Raw genomic sequence first — 19,300 nt, forward strand, 5'->3', positions numbered from 1 at the left:
CCTCCGGGCGGGCCCGTCAGGACGGAATCAGGACGTGCGGGTCTGCTCCTGCAGGCCCGGGAACAGCTCGCGGCCCACGACCCGCAGCAGCTCCAGCTGCTTCGCGTTGTGGCTGCCGGGCGGTGCGGTGAACAGCAGCAGGTGCTGGTCCTCGGCGGGGGACAGCAGCTGCTCGCAGTTGAGGTCGATCAGCCCGACGGTCGGGTGGATGACCCGGACGTTGCCCTGCCGGCGCACGCCGACCTCGTGCCGCTCCCAGAGCGTCGCGAACTCCTCGCTCGCGACCCGCAGCCGCCGCACCAGGTCGAGCGCGGCCGGGTCGCCGCTGCGGCGGGCCAGCGCGGCGCGCAGGTCGGCCACGTGCAGGCGGCTGTAATACGCCTGGTCCTCGACGGGATACGCGGCCCGCACGAACGGGTCGGTGAACCACCGCCAGACGATGTTGCGGTTCTGCGGCTGCGTCGAGCACACGCCCCCGAACAGCGACTCGGCCAGCGTGTTCTGCGCGAGCAGGTCGCCGATGTCGTTGAGGATCTGGGCGGGCGCGTCGGTGAGCCGGTCGAGCAGGAACAGCAGCCCGGGACGCACGTGGTCGCCGGCCTGCCGGCCGATCGGCGGCCGGTGCCCGGCGAGCAGGTAGAGGTGGTCGCGCTCGTCGTCGTTGAGCCGCAGGGCGCGGGCCAGCGGCGCGAGCAGCTGGGTCGACGGCTGCGGGCTGCGGGCCTGCTCGAGCCGCATGTAGTAGTCCGCCGACATCCCGGCGAGCTGCGCGACCTCCTCACGGCGCAGGCCGGGTGTGCGGCGCCGTGCGCCGGCGGACAGCCCCACGTCCTGCGGCTGCAGCCGCTCGCGGCAACGGCGGAGGAAGTCGGCGAGTTCACGGCGGTTCATGCTGCCCATGATGTCCCGAGCCCTTCGAATGTAGCCAAGGATCGTTGGTCCTAGTCATGCCGCGGTCCGGCGTCGCTGCAGGTCCGGGCGAGTGACGACGAGGAGATGTAACACAGAGCGTACTTGAGTGGCTACGGATGCTGGTGTTAGCTCATGAGGGGCATACAGCGACGCACATCCATGCCCGTTGCCGGTGGCCCGCCCGTCCGGCGAGCGCGACGCTGCGCCGCCGTGGACCGGGGGTGCGGCACCGTTCGAGCCAGCTGACCGGAGGTGCCAGTGGTTCCGCGCTTCGCGCCGGTGCAGGACGACACCCGGGCGGACGCCCACCGGGGGCTCGCCGCCCTCGTGGACGCCGCGCACGATCTCACCGTGCCCAGCGACCTGGAAAGCCTCTTACCCGTCGTCGCGCGGCAGGCGCGCCGGCTGCTCGGCCTCTCCCTCGCGTTTGTCGGCGTGCTCGACGACGAGCAGGGCACGGTCACCGTCCGCGCCGTCGACGGCCTCGCGTCCGGCCTCGCACCCGGGTTCCGGCTGCCGCGCGACGAGGGTCTCGCCGGCGCCGCGCTCACCGGCGCGGGCCCGCAGTGGACGGCCGACGCGACGGGCGCGCTCGACCGGACCGACCGGCCTCCGCAGGCCGGGCGGGCGTGGCCGGCGGACGTGAACGGCGCGGACGCGGGAACCGCGCCGGGGTGGGCCGCCGCCGGGGAACACGGCGACCCGTTCGCCGCGCTGGTGCGGGCCGAGGCACTGCGCGCGGTGATCGCCGTCCGGCTCGGCCACGGCACGGGACGCTTCGGCAAGCGGCCGTTCGGCGTGCTCTGCGCCGCCGACCGGCGGGCGCGCCCGTTCACCGCCGACGAGTGCGCGCTGCTCGGCTCCCTCGCCGAGCTGGCGGGTGCCGTGATCGAGAAGGCGCGGCTGCTCGACCGTACCGCAGCCCGGCTGTCCGGGCTGGAGAACACCACCGCCCGCACCGCCGCCGACCTCGGGCGGGTCCGGGAGCTCGGCGCCGTGCACCGGGCGCTCGTCGACCTCGCCGTGTCCGGCGGCGACCCGCAGGAGCTCGTCGACGAGGCCGGCCGGCGGCTGCGCGGCGGGGTCCGCCTGTACGACGCGGACGGTCGGACCCTCGCGACGAGTTGCGAGGGCCCGGCCTGGCCGGACGACGGGCCGGCCGATCCGCCGGTGAACGGCACGGCGGGCCGTGAACCGGTGGCGCTCGACCCGACGACCTGGCGGGTGCCGGTCGTCGCCGGGGACCGGCCGCTCGGCACGCTCCTGGTGCGCACCGGGCGCAGCCTCACCGGCGTCGAGCGGCAGGTGCTGCCGCTGGTCGCGCAGGCCGCCGCCGTCGTGCTGCGCCACCACGCGGGCAGCGCCGCCGAGGAGCACGCCCGCGAGGACCTGCTCGACGACCTGCTCGTCACGCCACCGCGCCCGCGCCGGCGGCTCGACCGGGCGGCCCGGCGGCTCGGCGTGGACCTCGACCGGCCGTACGTGGTGCTCGTGGCCCGGCCGGAGGACGCCGCGCGCGACCCGGGAGCGCAGCGCCGGCCCGGCCGTGCCGCGATCTGGGCCGCCTCGCACGCGCGGCGCACCGGCGGCCTCAGCGGCACCCGCGACGGCCACCTCGTGCTGGTGCTGCCCGGCACCGACCCCGGCGCGGCGGCCCGCACGGTCACCGACGAGCTGTCGGCGCTGCTCGGCACGCCGGTCACGATCGGCGCCGCCGGACCGGCCTCCGGCGCGGCGGCCCTCGCGGCCGGGCACCGGGAGGCGCTGCGCTGCATCGACGCCCTCACTGCGCTCGACCTCACCGGCCGCGGCGCGTCCGGGCGGGAGCTGGGTTTCCTCGGTGTCCTGATGTCCGGCCGGCAGGGCGTCGACACGTTCGTGGACGCGGTCCTCGGCCCGGTCCTCGACCACGACCGGCGCCGGTTCACCGACCTCACCCGCACGCTCGACGCCTACTTCGAGGCCGGCGGCAGCCCGACCAACGCCGCGGAGCGGCTGCACGTGCACCCCAACACCGTCGCGCGCCGGTTGGAGCGGGTGAAGGAGCTGCTCGGGCCGGACTGGCAGCGGCCGGTGAAGGCACTGGACGTACAACTGGCGCTGCGGCTCTTCCGGTTGCGCGACACGCTGTCCGGCGAGCCGCGCGGCCAGCGCCGGTGACGGGCGCTCAGGACGGCCTGAGCACCACGCGGCGGCCGTGCAGCTCGCCCCGCTCGATCATGCGGTGGGCCTCCGCGGTCGCCGACAGCGGCAGGTCCACCGTCGCCCGCGGGCGCAGCCGCCCGGCCGCGAGCAGCCGGTTGATCGTCACCGCGGCCTCGGCCAGCTCACTCGCCGTGGCGTGGGAGATGACAAAACCGGTGACGGTGCGGTCGTGCATGTAGAGCGCACCGGCCGGCAGCACCGGACGGGTCGCGGCGCCGGCGACGAGGACGACCCGCCCCCGGAACGCCAGCAGCTCCACCACGGTCTCCAGGTCGTTGCGCCCGGACGTGTCGAGGTAGAGGTCGATGCCGTCCGGGCAGGCCCCGGCGAGCCGGTCGGTCAGGTCCGGCGCGCGGTAGTCGAGGACCTCGGCCGCGCCCAGGTCCGCGCAGTACGCGGCGTCGGCCGCCGCGGCGGTCGCCACCACCCGCGCGCCGGCCTCCACGGCCAGCGCCACCAGCGCCGTGCCCACGTTGCCGGCGGCGCCCTCGACGACCACCGTCTCGCCGGCCCGCAGCCGCCCGTGGGTGAACAGCCCGAGGTAGGCGGTGCCGGCCGGGTGCACCGCCGTCACCGCGGTCTCCGGCGGCACCCCGGCCGGCAGGCGGTACAGCCGCTCGACCGGCACCACGGCCTGCTCGGCGGCGGCGCCCTGCCGGCCCGCGTGGCCCAGGCTGTTGCACCAGACGAGGTCACCCGGGGCGAACCCGGCCGCGCCGGCGCCGGCCCGGGCCACCGTGCCGACCAGGTCGCGGCCGACGACAAACGGCATCGGCAGCGGGGTGCGGAACAGCCCCGAGCGGACGAACGTGTCGACCGGGTTCACCGTCGTGGCGATCACGTCGACGAGGACGTCGGTCGGGCCCGGGACGGGGGCGGGCAGCTCGCCGTGCCGGATGACCTCCGGCGGCCCGAGCCGTTCGATGTAGGCGGCGCGCATGATTGCGGATTCTGCCCGCCGAGGCGGCGCTTTCTCATCGCGCCGGGCGCCGTTCCGTCAAGTTCACCCGGTTACCCCAGGGTTGCGGGTCCTAGGCAAAACGGTCCGATTCTCAGTGCCCGCCGGTAGTGCGACGGTCGTCTTGTCCGGATTCTCACATCATCAGGGAGCGACAACCATGCCACGCGCTGTGCGATTCGACCGGTTCGGCGGCACCGAGGTGCTGCAGGTCGTGGAGGTGGACCGGCCCGTGCCCCCGGCGGGCACCGTGCTCGTCCGGGTGCGGGCCGCCGGGCTGAACCCGGTCGAGTCCGGCATCCGCGGCGGCTTCCTCGACAAGGTGTACCCGACCACGTTCCCGGCCGGCCAGGGCCGTGACCTCGCCGGCGTGGTCGAGGAGGCCGGGCCGGGTGTCACGGAGTTCGCCGCCGGCGACGAGGTCCTCGGCTGGACCGACGAGCGCGGCACCCAGGCCGAGCTCGTCGTCGTGCCCGTCGGCAACCTCACCCGCCGCCCCGCGGAGGTCTCGTGGGAGGTCGCCGGGGCGCTGTACACCGCCGGTGCCGCCGCCTACGCCGCGGTGCGCGCCGTCGCGGTCGGCGACGGCGACACCGTGGTCGTCGCCAACGCCGCCGGCGGCGTCGGCTCGATCGCCGTCCAGCTCGCCCGCCACGCCGGCGCGACGGTCATCGGCCTGGCCGGCGAGGCGCACCACGACTGGCTCCAGCAGCACGGCGTGACGCCGGTCGCCTACGGCGAGGGTGCCCTCGACCGGGTCCGCGCCGCGGCCGGCGACAAGATCGACGCGTTCGTCGACGCGTTCGGCGCCGACTACGTCGACCTCGCGCTGCAGCTCGGCGTCCAGCCGGACCGGGTCAACACGCTCATCAACTTCGCCGCGGCCGCGCAGCACGGGGTCAAGGCCCAGGGCAGCAACGACGCCTCCACCCCGGAGGTGCTCGCCGAGCTCGCCGACCTCGTCGCCAAGGGCCGCCTCGAGGTGCCGGTGGAGCGGGCGTTCCCGCTGGAGGGCGTCGCCGAGGCGTACGACCTCCTCGAGCGCCGCCACACCCTCGGCAAGATCGTCCTGGTCCCGTAAGGAGTCACGATGACCGAACCGCTCGACCCATGGGGCATGGCCTGGGTGCACCAGGTGTACCGGCGGGAGCTGCGCCTGCTGGCCACGCTCGTCGCCGGGGTCGCCGACGGCGACCGCGACCGGGCCGCCGTCGTCGGCGAGCACCTGACCGACATCACCGCCTCGCTGCACGAGCACCACGTCGGCGAGGACGAGCTGCTCTGGCCGGTCCTGCTCGACCGCGCCGGGCCGCAGGCCGACCTCGTCCACCGCATGGAGAAGCAGCACGGCGCGCTGCACGAGCTGCTGGGCGAGGTCGCGGAGCTGACCCCGCGCTGGCGGGAGACCGCAACCGCCGCCGACCGCGACCGGCTCGCCGGCGTCGTGCGGCGGGTCTCCGAGACGACCGACGAGCACCTCGCCGACGAGGAGGAGCACGTCCTGCCGCTCATCCGGCAGCACATCACGCCCGACGAGTGGCAGGCCTTCGAGCTGCGCGGCCACGCCTCGATCCCGCAGGAGAAGGCGCTGGTCTTCCTCGGCATCGGCCTCGAGGACGCGACGCCGCACGAGCGGGCGAAGTTCACCGGCGGGCTGCCGCCGGAGGTCCAGCAGTTCTGGGAGGGCCCGGGTCAGCAGCAGTACGCGCAGTGGCGCGCCGACCTGCTGGGCACGGCCTGACCATGGCGGTCCGGCTCAACCACACGTTCGTGCACACCCGGGACGCCTGGCGGTCCGCCCGCGACCTGGCCGACACGCTCGGGCTGCCCGAGCCGGGCTGGTCCGGGCCGTTCCCCGCGGTGCGGCTCGACGGCGGCGTCCTGCTGGAGTTCGTCCAGGTCGAGGGCGAGGTGACCACACAGCACTACGCCTTTGAGGTCACCGCCGCCGAGTTCGACACGATCCTCGGCCGCATCCGCGGCGCGGGCCGGCCCTACTGGGCCGGTCCGCTGCACCACGGGCCGGGCGTGGTCAACTCCTGGGGCGGCGGGCGCGGCTTCTACTTCGACAGCGTCGACGGCCACGCTTTCGAGGTGCTGACCCGCCCCGCCGGCGGCGCCGACAGCCCGGCGCACCTCGTCGAGCTCGTCGCCCGCGCGTACAACGACGGCGACGCGGAGGCCGCGCTGCGGCTGTTCGAGCCGGTCGCGGTGCTCGTCACGCGGCCCGGCGAACCGGTCACCGGGGCTCGGCTGCGCCAGTCGATCACGGCCTTCCTCGGCCAGGTCCGGCAGATGGAGATCCGGATCCGGCACGTCTACGAGGCCGACGGGATCGCGCTGCTCGTCACCGACCACGACACCGAGCTCACGGGGCCGGACGGCGACCCGGTCCGGGTCGCCGGCACGGCCACCGACGTCGCCCGCCGCGGCCCGGACGGCCGGTGGCGATACCTGCTCGACAACCCTTCCGGTACAGCTCCCTGAAAGGTCCACGATGGACGCCACACCGCCGCGGCGCGCCGGCCTCGTGCTCGCCCTGCTCGGCCTCGCCCAGCTCATCACCTCGATCGACTACAACATCGTCTACGTCGCGCTGCCGGAGATCGGCGCCGATCTCGGCTTCTCCGCGCAGAACCTCCAGTGGGTGGTGAGCGCCTACGCGGTCGCGTTCGGCGGCTTCCTGCTGCTCGGCGGGCGCGCCGCCGACCTCGTCGGCCGGCGCCGCGTCTTCGTCGCCGGGCTCGCGCTCTACGCCGTGTCGTCGCTCGTCGGCGGCCTGGCCGGTCATCCGGGCCTGCTCGTCGCCGCCCGTGCCGTGCAGGGCCTCGGCGGCGCGCTGCTGTTCCCGGCGACGCTGTCGCTCGTGGCCACCTCGTTCGAGGAGGGTCGCGACCGCAACCGGGCGTTCTCGGTGTGGGCCGCGGCCGGGGCCGGCGGCATGGTCCTCGGCTCGCTGCTCGGCGGCGTGCTCACCCAGGCGTTCGGCTGGGAGGCCGTGTTCTTCGTCAACGTCCCGCTCGCGGGCGTCGCGATCCTGCTCGCATACGTGCTGCTGCCCGCCGACGGCCCGCGCGTCACCGGTCGCGGCTTCGACCTGCCGGGCGCGGCCACCGCCACCGTCGGGGTGACCCTCGTGGTGTTCACGCTGGTGCAGGGCCCGGCCCTCGGCTGGACGTCGCCGCTGCTGCTGGCGACCGCCGCCGGTGGTCTCGTGCTGCTGGCCGGGTTCGTCGCGATCGAGGCCCGCACCGCCGCGCCGCTCATGCCGCTGCGGCTGTTCCGCAACCGCAACCTCAGCACCGGCGTGAGCGTGACGCTGCTGTTCATGGCGACGTTCGGGACGCTGCTGTACTTCCTGACGGTCCACTTCCAGCAGGTGCTGGGCTACAGCGCGCTGCAGACCGGGCTGGCGTACGTGGTGCCGATGTGCGCCGGTGCCGTCGGCTCGATGCTCGGCGGGCGGCTCGCGACCCGGTTCGGCAACCGGGCGACGCTGGTCACCAGCCTCGCCGTCGGCGCCGTGTCGACCGTCGGGCTGGGGCTCGGGATCGGCGCCGGTGGGTCGTACCTCGCGCTGCTGCCCGCCATGGTCGTGCTGAACGTCGCCCAGGGCGTCATCTTCACCACGATGTTCGCCGCCGCCACCACCGGCACCGCCCTGTTCGACCAGGGCATCGCGTCCGGCATCGTCTCGACCGGGCAGCAGGTGGGCTCGGCGGTGGGCCTGGCGGCGCTGGTCGCCGTCGCCAACGCCGGCACGGCCGGGCTGACCGGCCCGGACCTGCGCGACGCGACCGTCTCCGGCCTGCGCGACGCGGTGCTGGTGGCGGCGGCCGGCATGCTGGTGACGATCCTGGTGGCGCTGAACCTCCGCCGCCACCGGGCCCCGGCCGAGGAGCCGACCGAGCCGGCGCTGGCGTCGAACTGAACCCTTCCCGTCGCCGCGGGGCGGCGTCCGCCGGTCAGTAGCGGACGCCGCTCTGGACGCCTCGCGCCGATCTTGGAGTTGTGGCGCCATGAATCTCCGAATTTGTCCTGGTTTGTCAAGGACCACAACTCCAAGATCGGCGCGGTTGTCGGGGTTGACGCGCGAGGGATCCGAATTGCGCAACAGGCTCTCCAGCCCATCGGAAGCTCCGTGATCTCAAGCGGTGCCGGGGCCGCGCACCCAGCCGTGCCTGAGCGGTGCCGGGCCGCGGCGTCCGTGGCCCCGTAGTGCGGGGCCGGCCGTGCTCCGCGCTTGGCCTGACCGGGGTTCCTTGATCGTCGGAAACATCTGGCTGTCCAGGCAACCCGAAGTTTCCCTTGATCTATCAACCGCAGCCACACCACCCGGCCAGGCCCAACCGCCGCACCCGTGATCGCGAACTTGCCGCGATCACGGCCACAAACCGGCCGGAACCCACGACGACAACCCTCCCACCATTCATGATCGCGGAGGCTGCGACGCGAAACCTCCGTGATCATGCCGCCCGCGGTCGCCCGGGGGTGGAGTCAACCGGTGGATGCAACGCCCGGGGTGGTGATCGTGGAATGTGGTCGGGGCGATTGGGTGTTGTGGACGCGTTGTGGGGCGGGGGCAGGCCCGGCGTCGAGCGGGTCGCCCCGCTCTCAGCGGCGTGGGTGGTGCCCGGCCACCTTCGCGGGGGTGGCCGGGCACCGCGGTGTCAGGTCGGTGCCGGGGTCAGCCGGCCGCGTTGCGGAACACCGGGTAGTAGCCGCCGGCCTGACCGGCGGCCGTCGGGTGGTACGAGATCCCGATGTTGAGGTAGTTCAGCGCGTGCAGCCACTTCTCCCCGTAGCTGCACAGCTGGTGGCCGACGAAGGTCGACCGGACGTCGGCGAACTTGAACCCGGCCGCGGTGGCGGCGGTCCGGATGATGTCGTCGATCAGGTTGATGCCCTCGTTGATCTTCGTGCGGGAGTTCGCGCTCAGCCCGACGCAGACCGTGCCGAGCTGGTAGAAGACCGGGTAGCCGACGACGATCACCCGGGCCGACGGGGCGCGGCTCTTGATGCCGTTGTAGACGGCGGCGAGCTTGGCGGGCAGTTCCGTGCGGGCCTTGTTCTCGGCCGTCTGCACCGCGGCCACGCACTCGGTCTCGCCGTAGAGCACGCAGGTGGTCATGATGGTGGCGAAGCCGGCGTCGTTGCCGCCGACGGTGACGCTGACCAGCGTGGTCGACGTGGACAGCGCGGAGAGCTGCTTGTTGACGACGTCGGTCGTGGTCGCGCCGGAGCAGGCCACCGAGCGGTACGAGGCGGGTTTGACGTTGGTGTTGTACAGGGCGGAGTAGGCGTTGGTGCTGCGCTGGCAGGAACCGCTCTCGGCGGTGTAGCTGTCCGCGCCGACACCGGAGGCGTACGAGTCGCCGAGGGCGACGTACCGGTCGGTGGCGGCGGCCCGGGCGGGCGTTGCGATGGCGAACGTGACGCCGAGGGACGCCACGACGCTCAGGGCGAGGGTCGCGATACGGGATCTCCGCACGTCGCACTCCAGGGGGTAGGAAAGCGGGGGTGGAGAGATTGATATCAACGAATCGCTATCGCATGGAAGATCGACTATTCGCACCCAGCGCGAATAACTACTTATGTCGGTAAACCAGGAAGAAGCCGTCTATAGCCACACATGAGGGATGCTCGGCACCCACCATGCCGGCCGGGTTCCACGGGCCCCCGGGCGCAGCCGATAACCTGTCGGTATGCAGGAGGCCCTCGATGACTGACGCCGACGACGTCCGGCGTCTGGCGCTCACGCTGCCGCACGTGGTCGAGATCGACAGCGACGGCTTCGACTTCCGGGTCGCCGACAAGGGGTTCGTGTGGTCCTATCCCGAGCGCGTCCCGGGCAAGCCGCGCGTCATCCGGACCGACGTCGCGGTGCTGTACGTCGGCGACGAGGCCGAGAAGCAGGCGCTGCTGCTCGGCGAGCCCGAGCGGTTCTTCACGACGCCCGCCTACGACGGGTTGCCGCTCGTCATGCTCCGGCTCGAGCGGGTGGACGTCGACCGCTTGAGGGAGCTCGTCACCGACGCCTGGCGCATGCGCGCCCCGGACGAGCTCGCCGCGGACCTGCCCGGTCCGGGCTGACCGCGGCCGCCGGGCGCGCCGCCGCCACCGTGCGCCGGTGGGTCCGGACGCCTACCGGCGAGACGTTCGCGGCGGCGGTCGGGCGACATCCGGGGCGGTTCCCCGGCCGCAGGCTCGGGTAGTGCCCGTGCGGAGCCGTGCCGGTCTGGTCCAATAGGCGCATGAGCCGAGTGACCTCGCGCGACGGCACATCCATCACCTTCGACCGCGCGGGCGGTGGGCCCGCGGTCGTCCTGGTCGGGGGCGGCCTCGACGAGGGCGCCGAGAACGCGCCGCTCATGCCGCAGCTCGCCGAGCATTTCACCGTCTACAACTACGCCCGCCGCGGGCGCGGCGGCAGCGGCGACACGCCACCCTACGCCGTCGCCCGCGAGCTGGAAGACCTCGCGGCGATCATCGCCGACGCCGGCGGGACGGCGCACCTCTTCGGGGCCTCGTCGGGCGGGGCGCTCGCCCTCGAGGCCGCCGCGGCCGGCCTTCCGGTGGGGCGGGTCGCCGTGTACGAGGTGCCGTACAGCACCGACGACCACGTGGTGGCCGCGTTCCGGGAGTATGTCCGGCAGCTGCACCGGGTGCTCGCCGAGGGACGGCGTGGCGCGGCCGTCGAGCTGTTCATGCGTCTCGCCGGCGCCGGCGAGGACGACATCGCCGCGGCCCGCACGGCGCCGGTCTGGCCGGGCCTCGAGGCCCTCGCGCCGACCCTCGCCCACGACGCGGCCTGCCTCGGCGACGGCAGCCCGCCGCTCGACCGGCTCGCCACGATCACGCAGCCGGTGCTCGTGGCGACCGGCGGCCTGCCCGACCCGCACACGGGCGCGCTCGGGCCGGGCTTCTTCGACGCGGCCGCCGATGCGATCGCCGCCGCCGTCCCGAACGCCGAACGCCGGGTCGTCGACGGGCAGACCCACGTCACCGACCCGGTCGTCCTGGCGCCGGTCCTGACCGCGTTCTTCACCGGCCGGAGCGGATGACCGTCTTCGTGCGCATGAGGAACTCGCCGAGGTACGCGTCGTGCGGCACGCCCGGGCGCAGCCAGTACGTCGGATGGTCGCCGACGTAGACGTTGCTGATCGTCGGCTCGTCGAGCAGATCGGCGACGAGCGAGTCATCGTCGGTGAACACGGTCAGCACGAGCGTGTCGCGCAGCGGGGCCAGGCCGTCGGCGGGTGACCACGGCGCGACCCAGACGCACGGGAACGGCAGCTCCACGCGGGTCTGCGGCGCGTCCGCCCGGTCGACCTGGTGCACGGCCGGGCGCAGCGCGGCGCTGCCGTCGCCGAGCTCGTCGACGATGCCGTCCCCGCCGAGCCACGCCGTCGTGCCGCGGGCCTGCCCGAGCAGGAACGCCTCCAGCGCGCGGGCGCCCGCCACCGGCTGCACGGGCAGGACCGCCTTGTCGCTGTCCGGCGGCAGGCTGGGCAGGGCGGCGAGCCGCTCCGCGATCGCCTGCGCCAGCGGCGCCGGGTCCCCGTCGACGAGGACCGCGGTGGCGTTGATGCACGCCACGCCGCCCTGGTGGCTGATCGAGTCGACGATGGTGTCCAGGTGCGCCCGCCAGTCGGCCCCGGCGGTCAGCAGGATCTTCGATCGGCCCGGGCCCTGCGGCAGGATCCGGGATCCGGTGGCGTACTTGCGGACGACGTCGTCGCCGCCGTAGACGAGCCCGAGGTCGGCGCCGTGCAGCACCTCGTCGGCGGCGTCGTGGTCGGTGGGCAGCAGCACCACCTGGTCGTCGCCGAACCCGGCGGCCCGCAGCGCGGTGATGAGCCGGTGCGGGGTGAGCGGCTCGCGGCGCGACGGGCGGACCGCCACCCGGTAGCCGAGGGCGAGCGCCTCCAGCCACAGCGAGTGCGGGCCGGGATGGTTCCCGGCGGCGTGGACGGCGAACACGTCGCCCCGCCGGGTCCACACCGCGTTGCCCCGCAGCGTCTCCGGCGCCCGCCAGTCCTCCACCGCGCCCTGCGGCCGGGCCAGCCCGGTCGTCTCGCCGGCCAGGGTCGCCGCCTCGGCGATCGCGGCGGTCGCCGCCCGCACGACCGGCAGCGGCACACCGGAGACGCGGCTGACCGTACGCTCGTAGTCCCCGAACGACAGCCCGGCGATCTCGTCGCCGGTGAACCGGGCCGCCGCCTCGGCCAGGGCCGCGATCCGTCGCTGGTGGGGCAGCGGCCGGGCGGCCCGCAGCGCGGTGAGGGCGCGGCTCACGAACAGCTTCGGCACCAGGCTGAGCGTCACGGCGGGTGCGCCGGTGACGTCCGTGACGTCGAGGCGTTTGCGCGCCCGGTAAGCACCGGCGGGGCCGAGCGCGTCGATCTGCACCGGTGCCATCAGTACACCCCCTCGATGACCGTCTCGTCGTCGAACCGCGCCACCGGGGCCACGTCGGCGACCGAGTCGCCGGCCTGCCCGGCGGGCGGCGCGACCCGCGTCGCGTAGTCCCGTTCCAGGTTGTTCGGCAGGAACAGGCTTTTGCTCACGTGGTTCATGACGACCTGGCCGCGTTCGCCGTACGGCACCGTCACGCCGGTCTCCGGGTCGACGACGCGGAACGTCATGTGCGGCGAGAACGGGTCGTAGACGCACGGGTCGTCGTCGGTGAGGCCGGGGCGCTCGCTGGCGTTGCCGAGGATCATCGTGCTGCCGAATCCGCTGTAGAGCACCACGTCGGGAAAGACCTCGGTGCGGTAGAGGTGCCGGGTGTCCGGGTCCATCTGGGTGCCGACCCAGTTGATCGCGCGGACCTTGTCGTTGACGAGCTTGACGAGGTCGTCGCGGCGGGCGAGCCGCTCCAGCACCGGCGGCGTGATCATCAGCACGCCGACGTCCTGGCTCTGCAGCACGTACGCGACCTGTTCGATGAGGTGCTCGCCGTAGGCGGCGGCCTCGCCGAACTTGCCGTCGGCGATGAGCCGTTTGACCCAGCGGGGGTCGAGGTCGACGCTGAACGCGAGCCCGCCCCGGAACGCGGCCTGCTGCGCGATGATCGGGCCGACCATGTGCGGCCCGGACGGCACGACCGAGAGCCAGTTGACGCCCAGCGGGACGCCGTGCCGGTCGAGTTCGGCGCTGCTCCACGCCAGCAGCCGGTCCAGCCAGTCGCGCAGCAGGACGACGCGTTTCGGCGCGCCCGTGGTGCCGCCGCTCTCGTAGACGCCGACGACGTCCGGCCGGGGCCCGTACCCGCGCGGGATCAGGTCCTCGACACGGACCGTCCGCAGCTCGTTGGCGAGATTGGGGAAGCGGTTCAGGTCCGCGAACGTCGTGACGTCGGTCAGCGGGTCGAAGCCGAGGCTCGGGGCCCGCTCCAGCCAGAACGGCGATCCCGTCTCCGGCGAGAAGTGCCAGCGCAGCGCCGCCCGCAGGTACTCGTCGGGATCCGGCGCGGCGTCCGGCGGCAGGTCGAGGATCGGGTCGTCAGCACGTACCACTGCGAACTCCTGAGGTCAGTCGAGCGTGATGCCGGTGGTGCCGCCGGCCGGGACGAGCGGGTCGCGGGGCAGCCGGTCGAGGTCGAATCCGAAATGCTTGCGGTAGGCGGCGAGGACGGCCGCGTCGTCGGTCAGGTCGGTGCGCGTGCGCTCGCCGCCGGCGTCGACGGTCAGCCGCCGGCCCTTCAGCGTCACCCGTCCGTCCACTGTGGGCAGCGAGCAGAACACGTCCTGGAGGAAGGGGGAGTCCGGGCAGGTCCGCCACCACCACAGCGTCGGGCGGAAGTCGTCGAGGGCGGCGGGGCGGTCGTCGAGGCGGTACAGCGGCTTGCCGTCGAGCGTCACCTCGCCGCCCCGGACGTGGTACGTGCCGTGCGGATCCGGCTGGCCGTCCTCCGTCGAGAACCGCAGCGGCAGGCGGCTGTTGCGGCCGAACCCGGTGTCCACGAGCCACGGCTCGCCGCCGACGGTGACCCGCAGCGCGAGGTGGCAGAACGGCGGCCCGAGGCCGGTCGGGCGGTACACCCGGCCGGGCAGGATCTCGACCTCGTAGCCCAGGGTGGTCAGCAGCAGCCCGAACGCCGGGTTGGTCTCGTAGCAACCGCCGCCGCGCCGCTCGCGGACGATCTTGTCGATGACCGCGCCGCCGAGGTGGATCTCCTCGCCGAGGTGGTAGCCGAGGTTCTCGAACGGCACCGAGAGCACGTGCCGCTCCTGGAGATGGCGCAGGCCGGCCAGGTCCGGGACGGCGGGGCGGCGGGCGCCGATGCGGTGCAGGTACTCCTCGACGGTCTGGTCGTCGAGCATCAGGTGGTCCTTTCCGTGCGGGGCCAGCGCAGCAGCGCGAACCCGGCCGACATGCCGCCGCCGAAGCCGGCGAGCAGGACGAGGTCGCCTTCGCGCAGGCGCCGGCGGGTGTGGTCGAGCGTCACCGGGACCGAGGCGGCGCCGGTGTTGCCGAACTCGGCGCCGGTGACCGCGATCCGGGCGGCCGGCACCCCGACCGCGGCGGCGAGGTCGGCGACGAGGTTCGGGTTCGCCTGGTGCGGCACGAACGCCGCCAGCCGGTCCGGTGCGGCACCGGCGTCGGCGAGGAACCCGCGGATCGCCGGCGCCACCGTGTCGAGGACGAAGTCGCGCACCGCGCGGCCCTCCATCGCGAAGTGGTGCAGCCCGGCGTCGATCGACCCGACCGAGGCCGGGATGCGGCTGCCGCCGGCCGGCACCCGGATCAGCTGGTGCGCCTCGGTGAACGTGGCGAGCCGGCTCGCCACGACGGTCGGCCGGCGCCCCGGGCCCAGCACGACCGCGCCCGCGCCGTCGCCGAACAGCACCGCGGTCCGCCGGTCGGCCGGGTCGAGGATCCGTGAGTAGACGTCGGCGCCGATGACGAGGGCATGGCCGCCGGCCGCGCGCAGCAGGCGCTCCGCGGTGCCGAGGGCGAAGACGAAGCCGCTGCAGACGGCGTTGAGGTCGAACGCGGCGGTGCCCGGTTCGACGCCGAGCTCGTCGGCGACCAGGGACGCGGTCGGCGGCTGCGGCGAGTCGGGCGTCGAGGTCGCGACGAGGACCAGCGACAGCTGCGCCGCGCGGATCCCGGCGTCCTCGAGCGCGGCCCGCCCGGCGGCGATCGCGAGGTCGGAGGTGGCCTCGTCCGGCTTGGCCCAGCGTCGCCGCCGGATGCCGGTGCGGGCCGCGATCCACTCGGCGGTGACCCCGGCCGGGCCCGCGACGGCGGTGTTGTCGACGACGTGGGCCGGCAGGCACGATCCGGTGCCCAGGACGGCGACCGGCGGCCCGGCGGTGTCGTGCAGCGTGAGCACGGTGGGGACTCCTTCTTCCTAGCCCGCTTCGCGGAGTTCGTACGGTGCGGCGCCGTGCAGGGCGACGAGCGCGTGCGCGGCGGAGGCGAGCGTGACGTGGCGGTGCCAGCCGGCGAACGACCGGCCGGTGAAGTCGCGCAGCCCGACCCGGTCGCCGATGCCGGCGAGGTCCGTGTAGACCCGTCCCGGGAGCCGCGCGAGGCGCACCAGGTCGGCGAGGCTGTGCCCGGTGAGGGTGGAGAGCCACACCTCATCCGGCCACCGCGGGCCCGGCCGGCCGACGCCGAGCAGCACCAGGCCGTCGGAGCGGCCCGGGCCGGGCAGCCGGACGGCGCCGGTGGCGGCCAGCGCGGCACCGGCGCCGAACACCGGGCGCCGGGTGTGCCGGACCATCGCGAGCAGCCGCGCCGCGGGCAGCGGTCCGTCCGCATGGCCGGGGACCGGCGGGTCCGGGCACAGCGGCGTCGTGGCGTCGATCCGGGCGAGGACCGGTGCGCCGGCCGCCCGCAGCCGGCGGACCACGGCCGGCGCGTCGACGTCCCGCGCGTCTAGCACCACCGGCAGGTCCCGGTCGGCGGCCAGCTCCAGGTACGTGTCGACGAGGCACTCGTCCACCGGCTGCGGCACCGTGCCGGCCGGGATCGCGGCCCGCCGGCACCGGTCGGCGTCACCCAGCCAGGTCGCCGACAGGTGCAGGCGCCAGTGCACCGGGCTGGTCCAGCCGGGCGCCGCCGCCCACAGGCCGATCGCGTGCTGGGCGCTGAGGAACGAGCCGCGGGCACGGCAGTACCGGCGGCCGACGCCGACCGTGTGCTCACCCGTCTTCGGGATCATCATCGACCGGACGACCCAGGCGAGCGGCGGTGCCGACCGGAGCAGGTGCGTCCGCAGCGCCCGGCGGACCGGCATCCAGTCCCACGTCGAGTCGCTGACGAAGTGGTGCAGCCGCTGCTCGTTGGCCTGCCCGGCGATGTTGCGGATCGACTTGCGCCCCGGTGTGCGCAGCAGGCCGTGCACGTACTCGACGCCCCGCCGCCGCTGGTCCTTGCGCGGTAACCCGGCGAACAGCTCGTCGCACAGCTCGGCGACGGCCCGGTCGGTGTCCTCCGGCATCGTTCCCCCTCGGCGTCTGCGGGTGTGCGAGGTCCACCGTGCCGGTGCGGGCGCGGCCCTGCCTAGGTGGCCGGACCACCGTGCTGCGCGGTGCGGCGGTGGTCCGGGCCGCACGTGACGTACTCGTCCGGCGCCCGTTGCCGGTGCCGGATCGCCGCGCCGACGATGGCGGCCGACAACGGCATTTCGCGAGGAGTACCAAGGCAATGACCAACGTCACCGTCATCTTCTATTCCTCGACCGGCAACGTGTTCCGGCTCGCCGAGGCCGCCGCCGACGCCGCGGTCAAGGCCGGCGCCGACGTCCGGCTGCGCCGCATCCCCGAGCTGGTGGCCGAGCCCACCGTCACCGACCGGGACGCGTGGCTGCGGCACACGGAGGCCACCCGGGACGTCCCCGAGGCCACGCTGGACGACCTCGACTGGGCCGGCGCGATCCTGGTCGGCACGCCGGTGCGCTTCGGCCTGCCCGCGCCGCAGCTCATGCACTTCCTCGACACGACCGCGCCGCTGTCGATCGGCGGCCGGCTCGCCGGCAAGGCGGTCGGCGCGTTCACCTCCGGCTCGGCCCCGCACGGCGGTCAGGTGAGCACGATCCTGGCCCTGCACAACACGTTCTGCCACTGGGGCGCGGTGATCGTGCCGACCGGCTCCACCGACCCGGTGCTGTTCCGGCCCACCAACGGCAACCCGTACGGCGCGAGCAACGTCTCCCGCAACCAGCCGGGCAACGTCACCGACGACAACCTCGCCGCTGTGGAGTTCCAGACCCGGCGCACCATCGCGGTCGCGGCGGCGCTGGCGGCGGGCACCGATGGATGACATCCGCGGCGAGCTGCGGGCCCTGCCCGCCCGGCAGCAGCCCGACTGGGACGATCCGGCCGGGCTCGCCGCCGCGCGTGAGGCCCTGACCCGGCGGCCGGCGCTGGTCCGGGCGGCCGACGTTCTCGAACTGCGCGCCCAGCTCGCCCGGGTGGCGGCGGGGGAGGCGTACGTCGTGCAGGCCGGCGACTGTGCCGAGGATCCCGGCGAGTGCGCGTACGGCGACGTCACCCGCAAGGCCGGCCTCATCGACATGCTCGCCGGCGCCCTGCAGGTCGACACCGGCCGCCCCGTCCTGCGGGTCGGCCGGCTCGCGGGCCAGCTCGCCAAGCCCCGCAGCCAGGACACCGAGACCGTCGGCGGGCGGGAACTGCCGGTCTACCGCGGGCACCTCGTCAACGGCCCCGAGCCGGATCCGGAGCGGCGCCGCCCCGACCCGGCGCGGCTGGTCGCCGGGCACCGCACCGCCCGCGACGTCCTCGTACACCTCGGCTGGCAGGCCCGTCCCGGCACCCCGCGCCTCGCCCCGCCCACCTGGGCCAGCCACGAGGCGCTGCTGCTGGACTACGAGCTGCCCCAGCTGCGCCGCACCGCGTCCGGGCGGCTGCTGCTCGCCTCGACGCACTGGCCGTGGATCGGCGAGCGAACCCGGCAGGTCGACGGCGCCCACGTCGCGCTGCTGGCCGCCGTCGTCAACCCGGTCGCCTGCAAGGTCGGGCCCGGCACGAGCACCGACGACCTGCTCGCGCTGTGCCGGCGCCTCGACCCGCACCGCGAGCCCGGCCGCCTGACGCTCATCGCGCGGCTCGGCGCCGCCGCGATCCAGCAGCGCCTGCCGGCACTCGTCGCCGCGGTCCACGCCGCCGGGCACCCCGTCGTCTGGCTCGTCGACCCGATGCACGGCAACACCGTCACCACCCCGCACGGGCTGAAGACCCGGTTCCTCGAGACCGTCGTCCGTGAGGTGCGGGCCTTCCAGTGCACGGTCCGCGAGGCGGGCGGCGTCGCGGGCGGGCTGCACCTGGAGACGACCCCCGACGACGTGACCGAGTGCGTCACGGACGCCTCGTGCGCCGATCGCGTCGGCGACAAGTACACCACCCTCTGCGATCCGCGGCTCAACCCATCGCAGGCCATGTCGGTGATCTCGGCATGGAGCGGCTGAGGAGGTTCCTGTGCACGACAAGATCGCCCTGGTGACCGGGGCCGCCGGCGGCATCGGCGCCGCCGTCGTCAAGGCACTCGCCGGTCAGGGCGCGCTCGTCGCGGCCCTCGACCGCGACGCCGGACGGCTCGCCGACGAGGTCGCCGGGCTGACCGCCGAGGGCCTGCGGGTCCTCGCAGTCCCGGCCGACGTGACCCGCCGCGACGAGGTCGAGGCCGCCGTGGACGTCGTCGAACGGCGCAACGGCCCCATCGACTACCTCGTCAACGCGGCCGGCGTGCTGCGCCTCGCGGACGCGGCCCGCCTCAGCGACGACGACTGGTCGGCGACCTTCGCCGTCAACACCACCGGCGTGTTTGTCGTGTCGCGGGCCGTGGTCAACCGCATGGTGCCCCGCGGGCGCGGCGCGATCGTCACCGTGGCGTCCAACGCCGCCGAGACGCCACGGCAGGGCATGGCCGCCTACGCCGCGTCGAAGGCGGCCGCCACGATGTTCACGAAGTGCCTCGGCCTCGAGGTCGCCGGCCACGGGATCCGGTGCAACCTCGTCGCGCCCGGATCCACGGACACCCCGATGCTGCACGGCATGTGGCCCGACGAGCACGCTCGCCGGGCCACCATCGACGGCCGGCTCGACGCGTACCGCGTCGGCATCCCGCTGCGGAAGCTGGCCAGCCCGGAGGACGTCGCCAACGCCGTGGTGTTCCTGCTGTCCGACCGGGCCGGCCACATCACGATGCACGCCCTGACCGTCGACGGCGGCGCCGCGCTCGGCGTCTAGG

At 74.5% G+C, this 19,300-nt stretch carries 19 protein-coding genes; 10 read left to right on the plus strand and 9 right to left on the minus strand.

The annotated features are described in order from the left end of the window. Positions 1-27 precede the first annotated feature (27 nt). Complete coding sequence (locus Dfulv_RS23970) at positions 28-891, minus strand: helix-turn-helix transcriptional regulator (RefSeq protein WP_259867009.1); 864 nt, start codon at positions 889-891, stop codon at positions 28-30. A gap of 279 nt (positions 892-1,170) precedes the next feature. Between Dfulv_RS23970 and Dfulv_RS23975 the strand changes: the two genes are divergently transcribed. Continuing rightward, positions 1,171-3,072, plus strand: coding sequence for a helix-turn-helix domain-containing protein (locus Dfulv_RS23975; protein WP_259867010.1), 1,902 nt, complete (start codon positions 1,171-1,173; stop codon positions 3,070-3,072). Positions 3,073-3,079: 7 nt separating this feature from the next. Here Dfulv_RS23975 and Dfulv_RS23980 read toward each other — a convergent pair whose 3' ends face one another. Then, a complete protein-coding gene (locus Dfulv_RS23980) occupies positions 3,080-4,057 on the minus strand; it encodes an NADPH:quinone reductase (protein ID WP_259867012.1) in 978 nt (325 codons plus the stop codon). A gap of 178 nt (positions 4,058-4,235) precedes the next feature. Here Dfulv_RS23980 and Dfulv_RS23985 point away from each other — a divergent pair, with 178 nt between their 5' ends. Genes Dfulv_RS23985 through Dfulv_RS24000 form a run of 4 tightly spaced genes read left to right on the plus strand, consistent with a single transcriptional unit; the run spans position 4,236 to position 8,006 of the window. Further along, positions 4,236-5,156, plus strand: a complete 921-nt coding sequence (locus Dfulv_RS23985) for an NADP-dependent oxidoreductase (RefSeq protein ID WP_259867014.1) — start codon at positions 4,236-4,238, stop codon at positions 5,154-5,156. A gap of 9 nt (positions 5,157-5,165) precedes the next feature. After that, a complete protein-coding gene (locus tag Dfulv_RS23990) occupies positions 5,166-5,816 on the plus strand; it encodes a hemerythrin domain-containing protein (protein WP_259867015.1) in 651 nt (216 codons plus the stop codon). Between the two features lie 2 nt (positions 5,817-5,818). Beyond that, entirely contained in the window at positions 5,819-6,562 is a 744-nt protein-coding gene (locus tag Dfulv_RS23995) for a DUF4440 domain-containing protein (RefSeq protein WP_259867017.1), read from the plus strand. A gap of 10 nt (positions 6,563-6,572) precedes the next feature. Then, a complete protein-coding gene (locus tag Dfulv_RS24000) occupies positions 6,573-8,006 on the plus strand; it encodes an MFS transporter (protein WP_259867020.1) in 1,434 nt (477 codons plus the stop codon). Positions 8,007-8,762: 756 nt separating this feature from the next. Here the strand turns inward: Dfulv_RS24000 and Dfulv_RS24005 are convergent. Beyond that, the gene (locus Dfulv_RS24005) at positions 8,763-9,566 is read right to left on the minus strand and encodes an SGNH/GDSL hydrolase family protein (protein WP_259867024.1); all 804 of its coding nucleotides are present in this window, start codon (positions 9,564-9,566) and stop codon (positions 8,763-8,765) included. Positions 9,567-9,796: 230 nt separating this feature from the next. Between Dfulv_RS24005 and Dfulv_RS24010 the strand changes: the two genes are divergently transcribed. Both Dfulv_RS24010 and Dfulv_RS24015 read left to right on the plus strand, forming a co-directional pair. Beyond that, positions 9,797-10,168, plus strand: coding sequence for an MmcQ/YjbR family DNA-binding protein (locus Dfulv_RS24010; protein WP_259867026.1), 372 nt, complete (start codon positions 9,797-9,799; stop codon positions 10,166-10,168). 161 nt (positions 10,169-10,329) lie between these two features. Further along, positions 10,330-11,139 carry an alpha/beta fold hydrolase gene (locus Dfulv_RS24015; protein ID WP_259867028.1) on the plus strand — a complete coding sequence of 270 codons (810 nt, stop codon included), beginning with the start codon at positions 10,330-10,332 and terminating at the stop codon, positions 11,137-11,139. Here the strand turns inward: Dfulv_RS24015 and Dfulv_RS24020 are convergent. The 6 genes from Dfulv_RS24020 to Dfulv_RS24045 form a co-directional block, all read right to left on the minus strand. Next, positions 11,120-12,496 carry an aldehyde dehydrogenase family protein gene (locus tag Dfulv_RS24020; RefSeq protein WP_259867030.1) on the minus strand — a complete coding sequence of 459 codons (1,377 nt, stop codon included), beginning with the start codon at positions 12,494-12,496 and terminating at the stop codon, positions 11,120-11,122. The two genes, Dfulv_RS24015 and Dfulv_RS24020, sit on opposite strands and share 20 nt — an antisense overlap. After that, on the minus strand, positions 12,496-13,596 hold the full coding sequence (locus Dfulv_RS24025) for an acyl-CoA synthetase family protein (RefSeq protein WP_259867032.1): 1,101 nt from the start codon (positions 13,594-13,596) through the stop codon (positions 12,496-12,498). The genes Dfulv_RS24020 and Dfulv_RS24025 overlap by 1 nt, the downstream gene beginning before the upstream one ends. Before the next feature lie 15 nt (positions 13,597-13,611). Beyond that, positions 13,612-14,403, minus strand: a complete 792-nt coding sequence (locus Dfulv_RS24030) for an arylamine N-acetyltransferase family protein (RefSeq protein ID WP_259867034.1) — start codon at positions 14,401-14,403, stop codon at positions 13,612-13,614. Then, a complete protein-coding gene (locus tag Dfulv_RS24035) occupies positions 14,403-15,419 on the minus strand; it encodes a 3-oxoacyl-ACP synthase III family protein (protein WP_259867037.1) in 1,017 nt (338 codons plus the stop codon). The genes Dfulv_RS24030 and Dfulv_RS24035 overlap by 1 nt, the downstream gene beginning before the upstream one ends. Before the next feature lie 18 nt (positions 15,420-15,437). Then, a complete protein-coding gene (locus tag Dfulv_RS24040) occupies positions 15,438-16,532 on the minus strand; it encodes an IS701 family transposase (RefSeq protein WP_259867039.1) in 1,095 nt (364 codons plus the stop codon). A 62-nt stretch (positions 16,533-16,594) separates the two neighbouring features. After that, positions 16,595-16,717: a hypothetical protein gene (locus Dfulv_RS24045; RefSeq protein WP_259867041.1), complete on the minus strand. Its 123-nt coding sequence runs from the start codon at positions 16,715-16,717 to the stop codon at positions 16,595-16,597. Positions 16,718-16,738: 21 nt separating this feature from the next. Between Dfulv_RS24045 and Dfulv_RS24050 the strand changes: the two genes are divergently transcribed. The 3 genes from Dfulv_RS24050 to Dfulv_RS24060 are packed head-to-tail and all read left to right on the plus strand — an operon-like array spanning position 16,739 to position 19,299. Further along, entirely contained in the window at positions 16,739-17,353 is a 615-nt protein-coding gene (locus Dfulv_RS24050) for an NAD(P)H-dependent oxidoreductase (protein WP_259867043.1), read from the plus strand. Further along, entirely contained in the window at positions 17,346-18,518 is a 1,173-nt protein-coding gene (locus Dfulv_RS24055; RefSeq protein WP_259867045.1) for a 3-deoxy-7-phosphoheptulonate synthase, read from the plus strand. The genes Dfulv_RS24050 and Dfulv_RS24055 overlap by 8 nt, the downstream gene beginning before the upstream one ends. Positions 18,519-18,528: 10 nt before the next feature. Further along, positions 18,529-19,299, plus strand: a complete 771-nt coding sequence (locus tag Dfulv_RS24060) for a 2,3-dihydro-2,3-dihydroxybenzoate dehydrogenase (protein WP_259867047.1) — start codon at positions 18,529-18,531, stop codon at positions 19,297-19,299. Position 19,300 lies beyond the last annotated feature (1 nt).

The sequence above is a fragment of the Dactylosporangium fulvum genome (assembly GCF_025137375.1).
Classification (GTDB): domain Bacteria; phylum Actinomycetota; class Actinomycetes; order Mycobacteriales; family Micromonosporaceae; genus Dactylosporangium; species Dactylosporangium fulvum.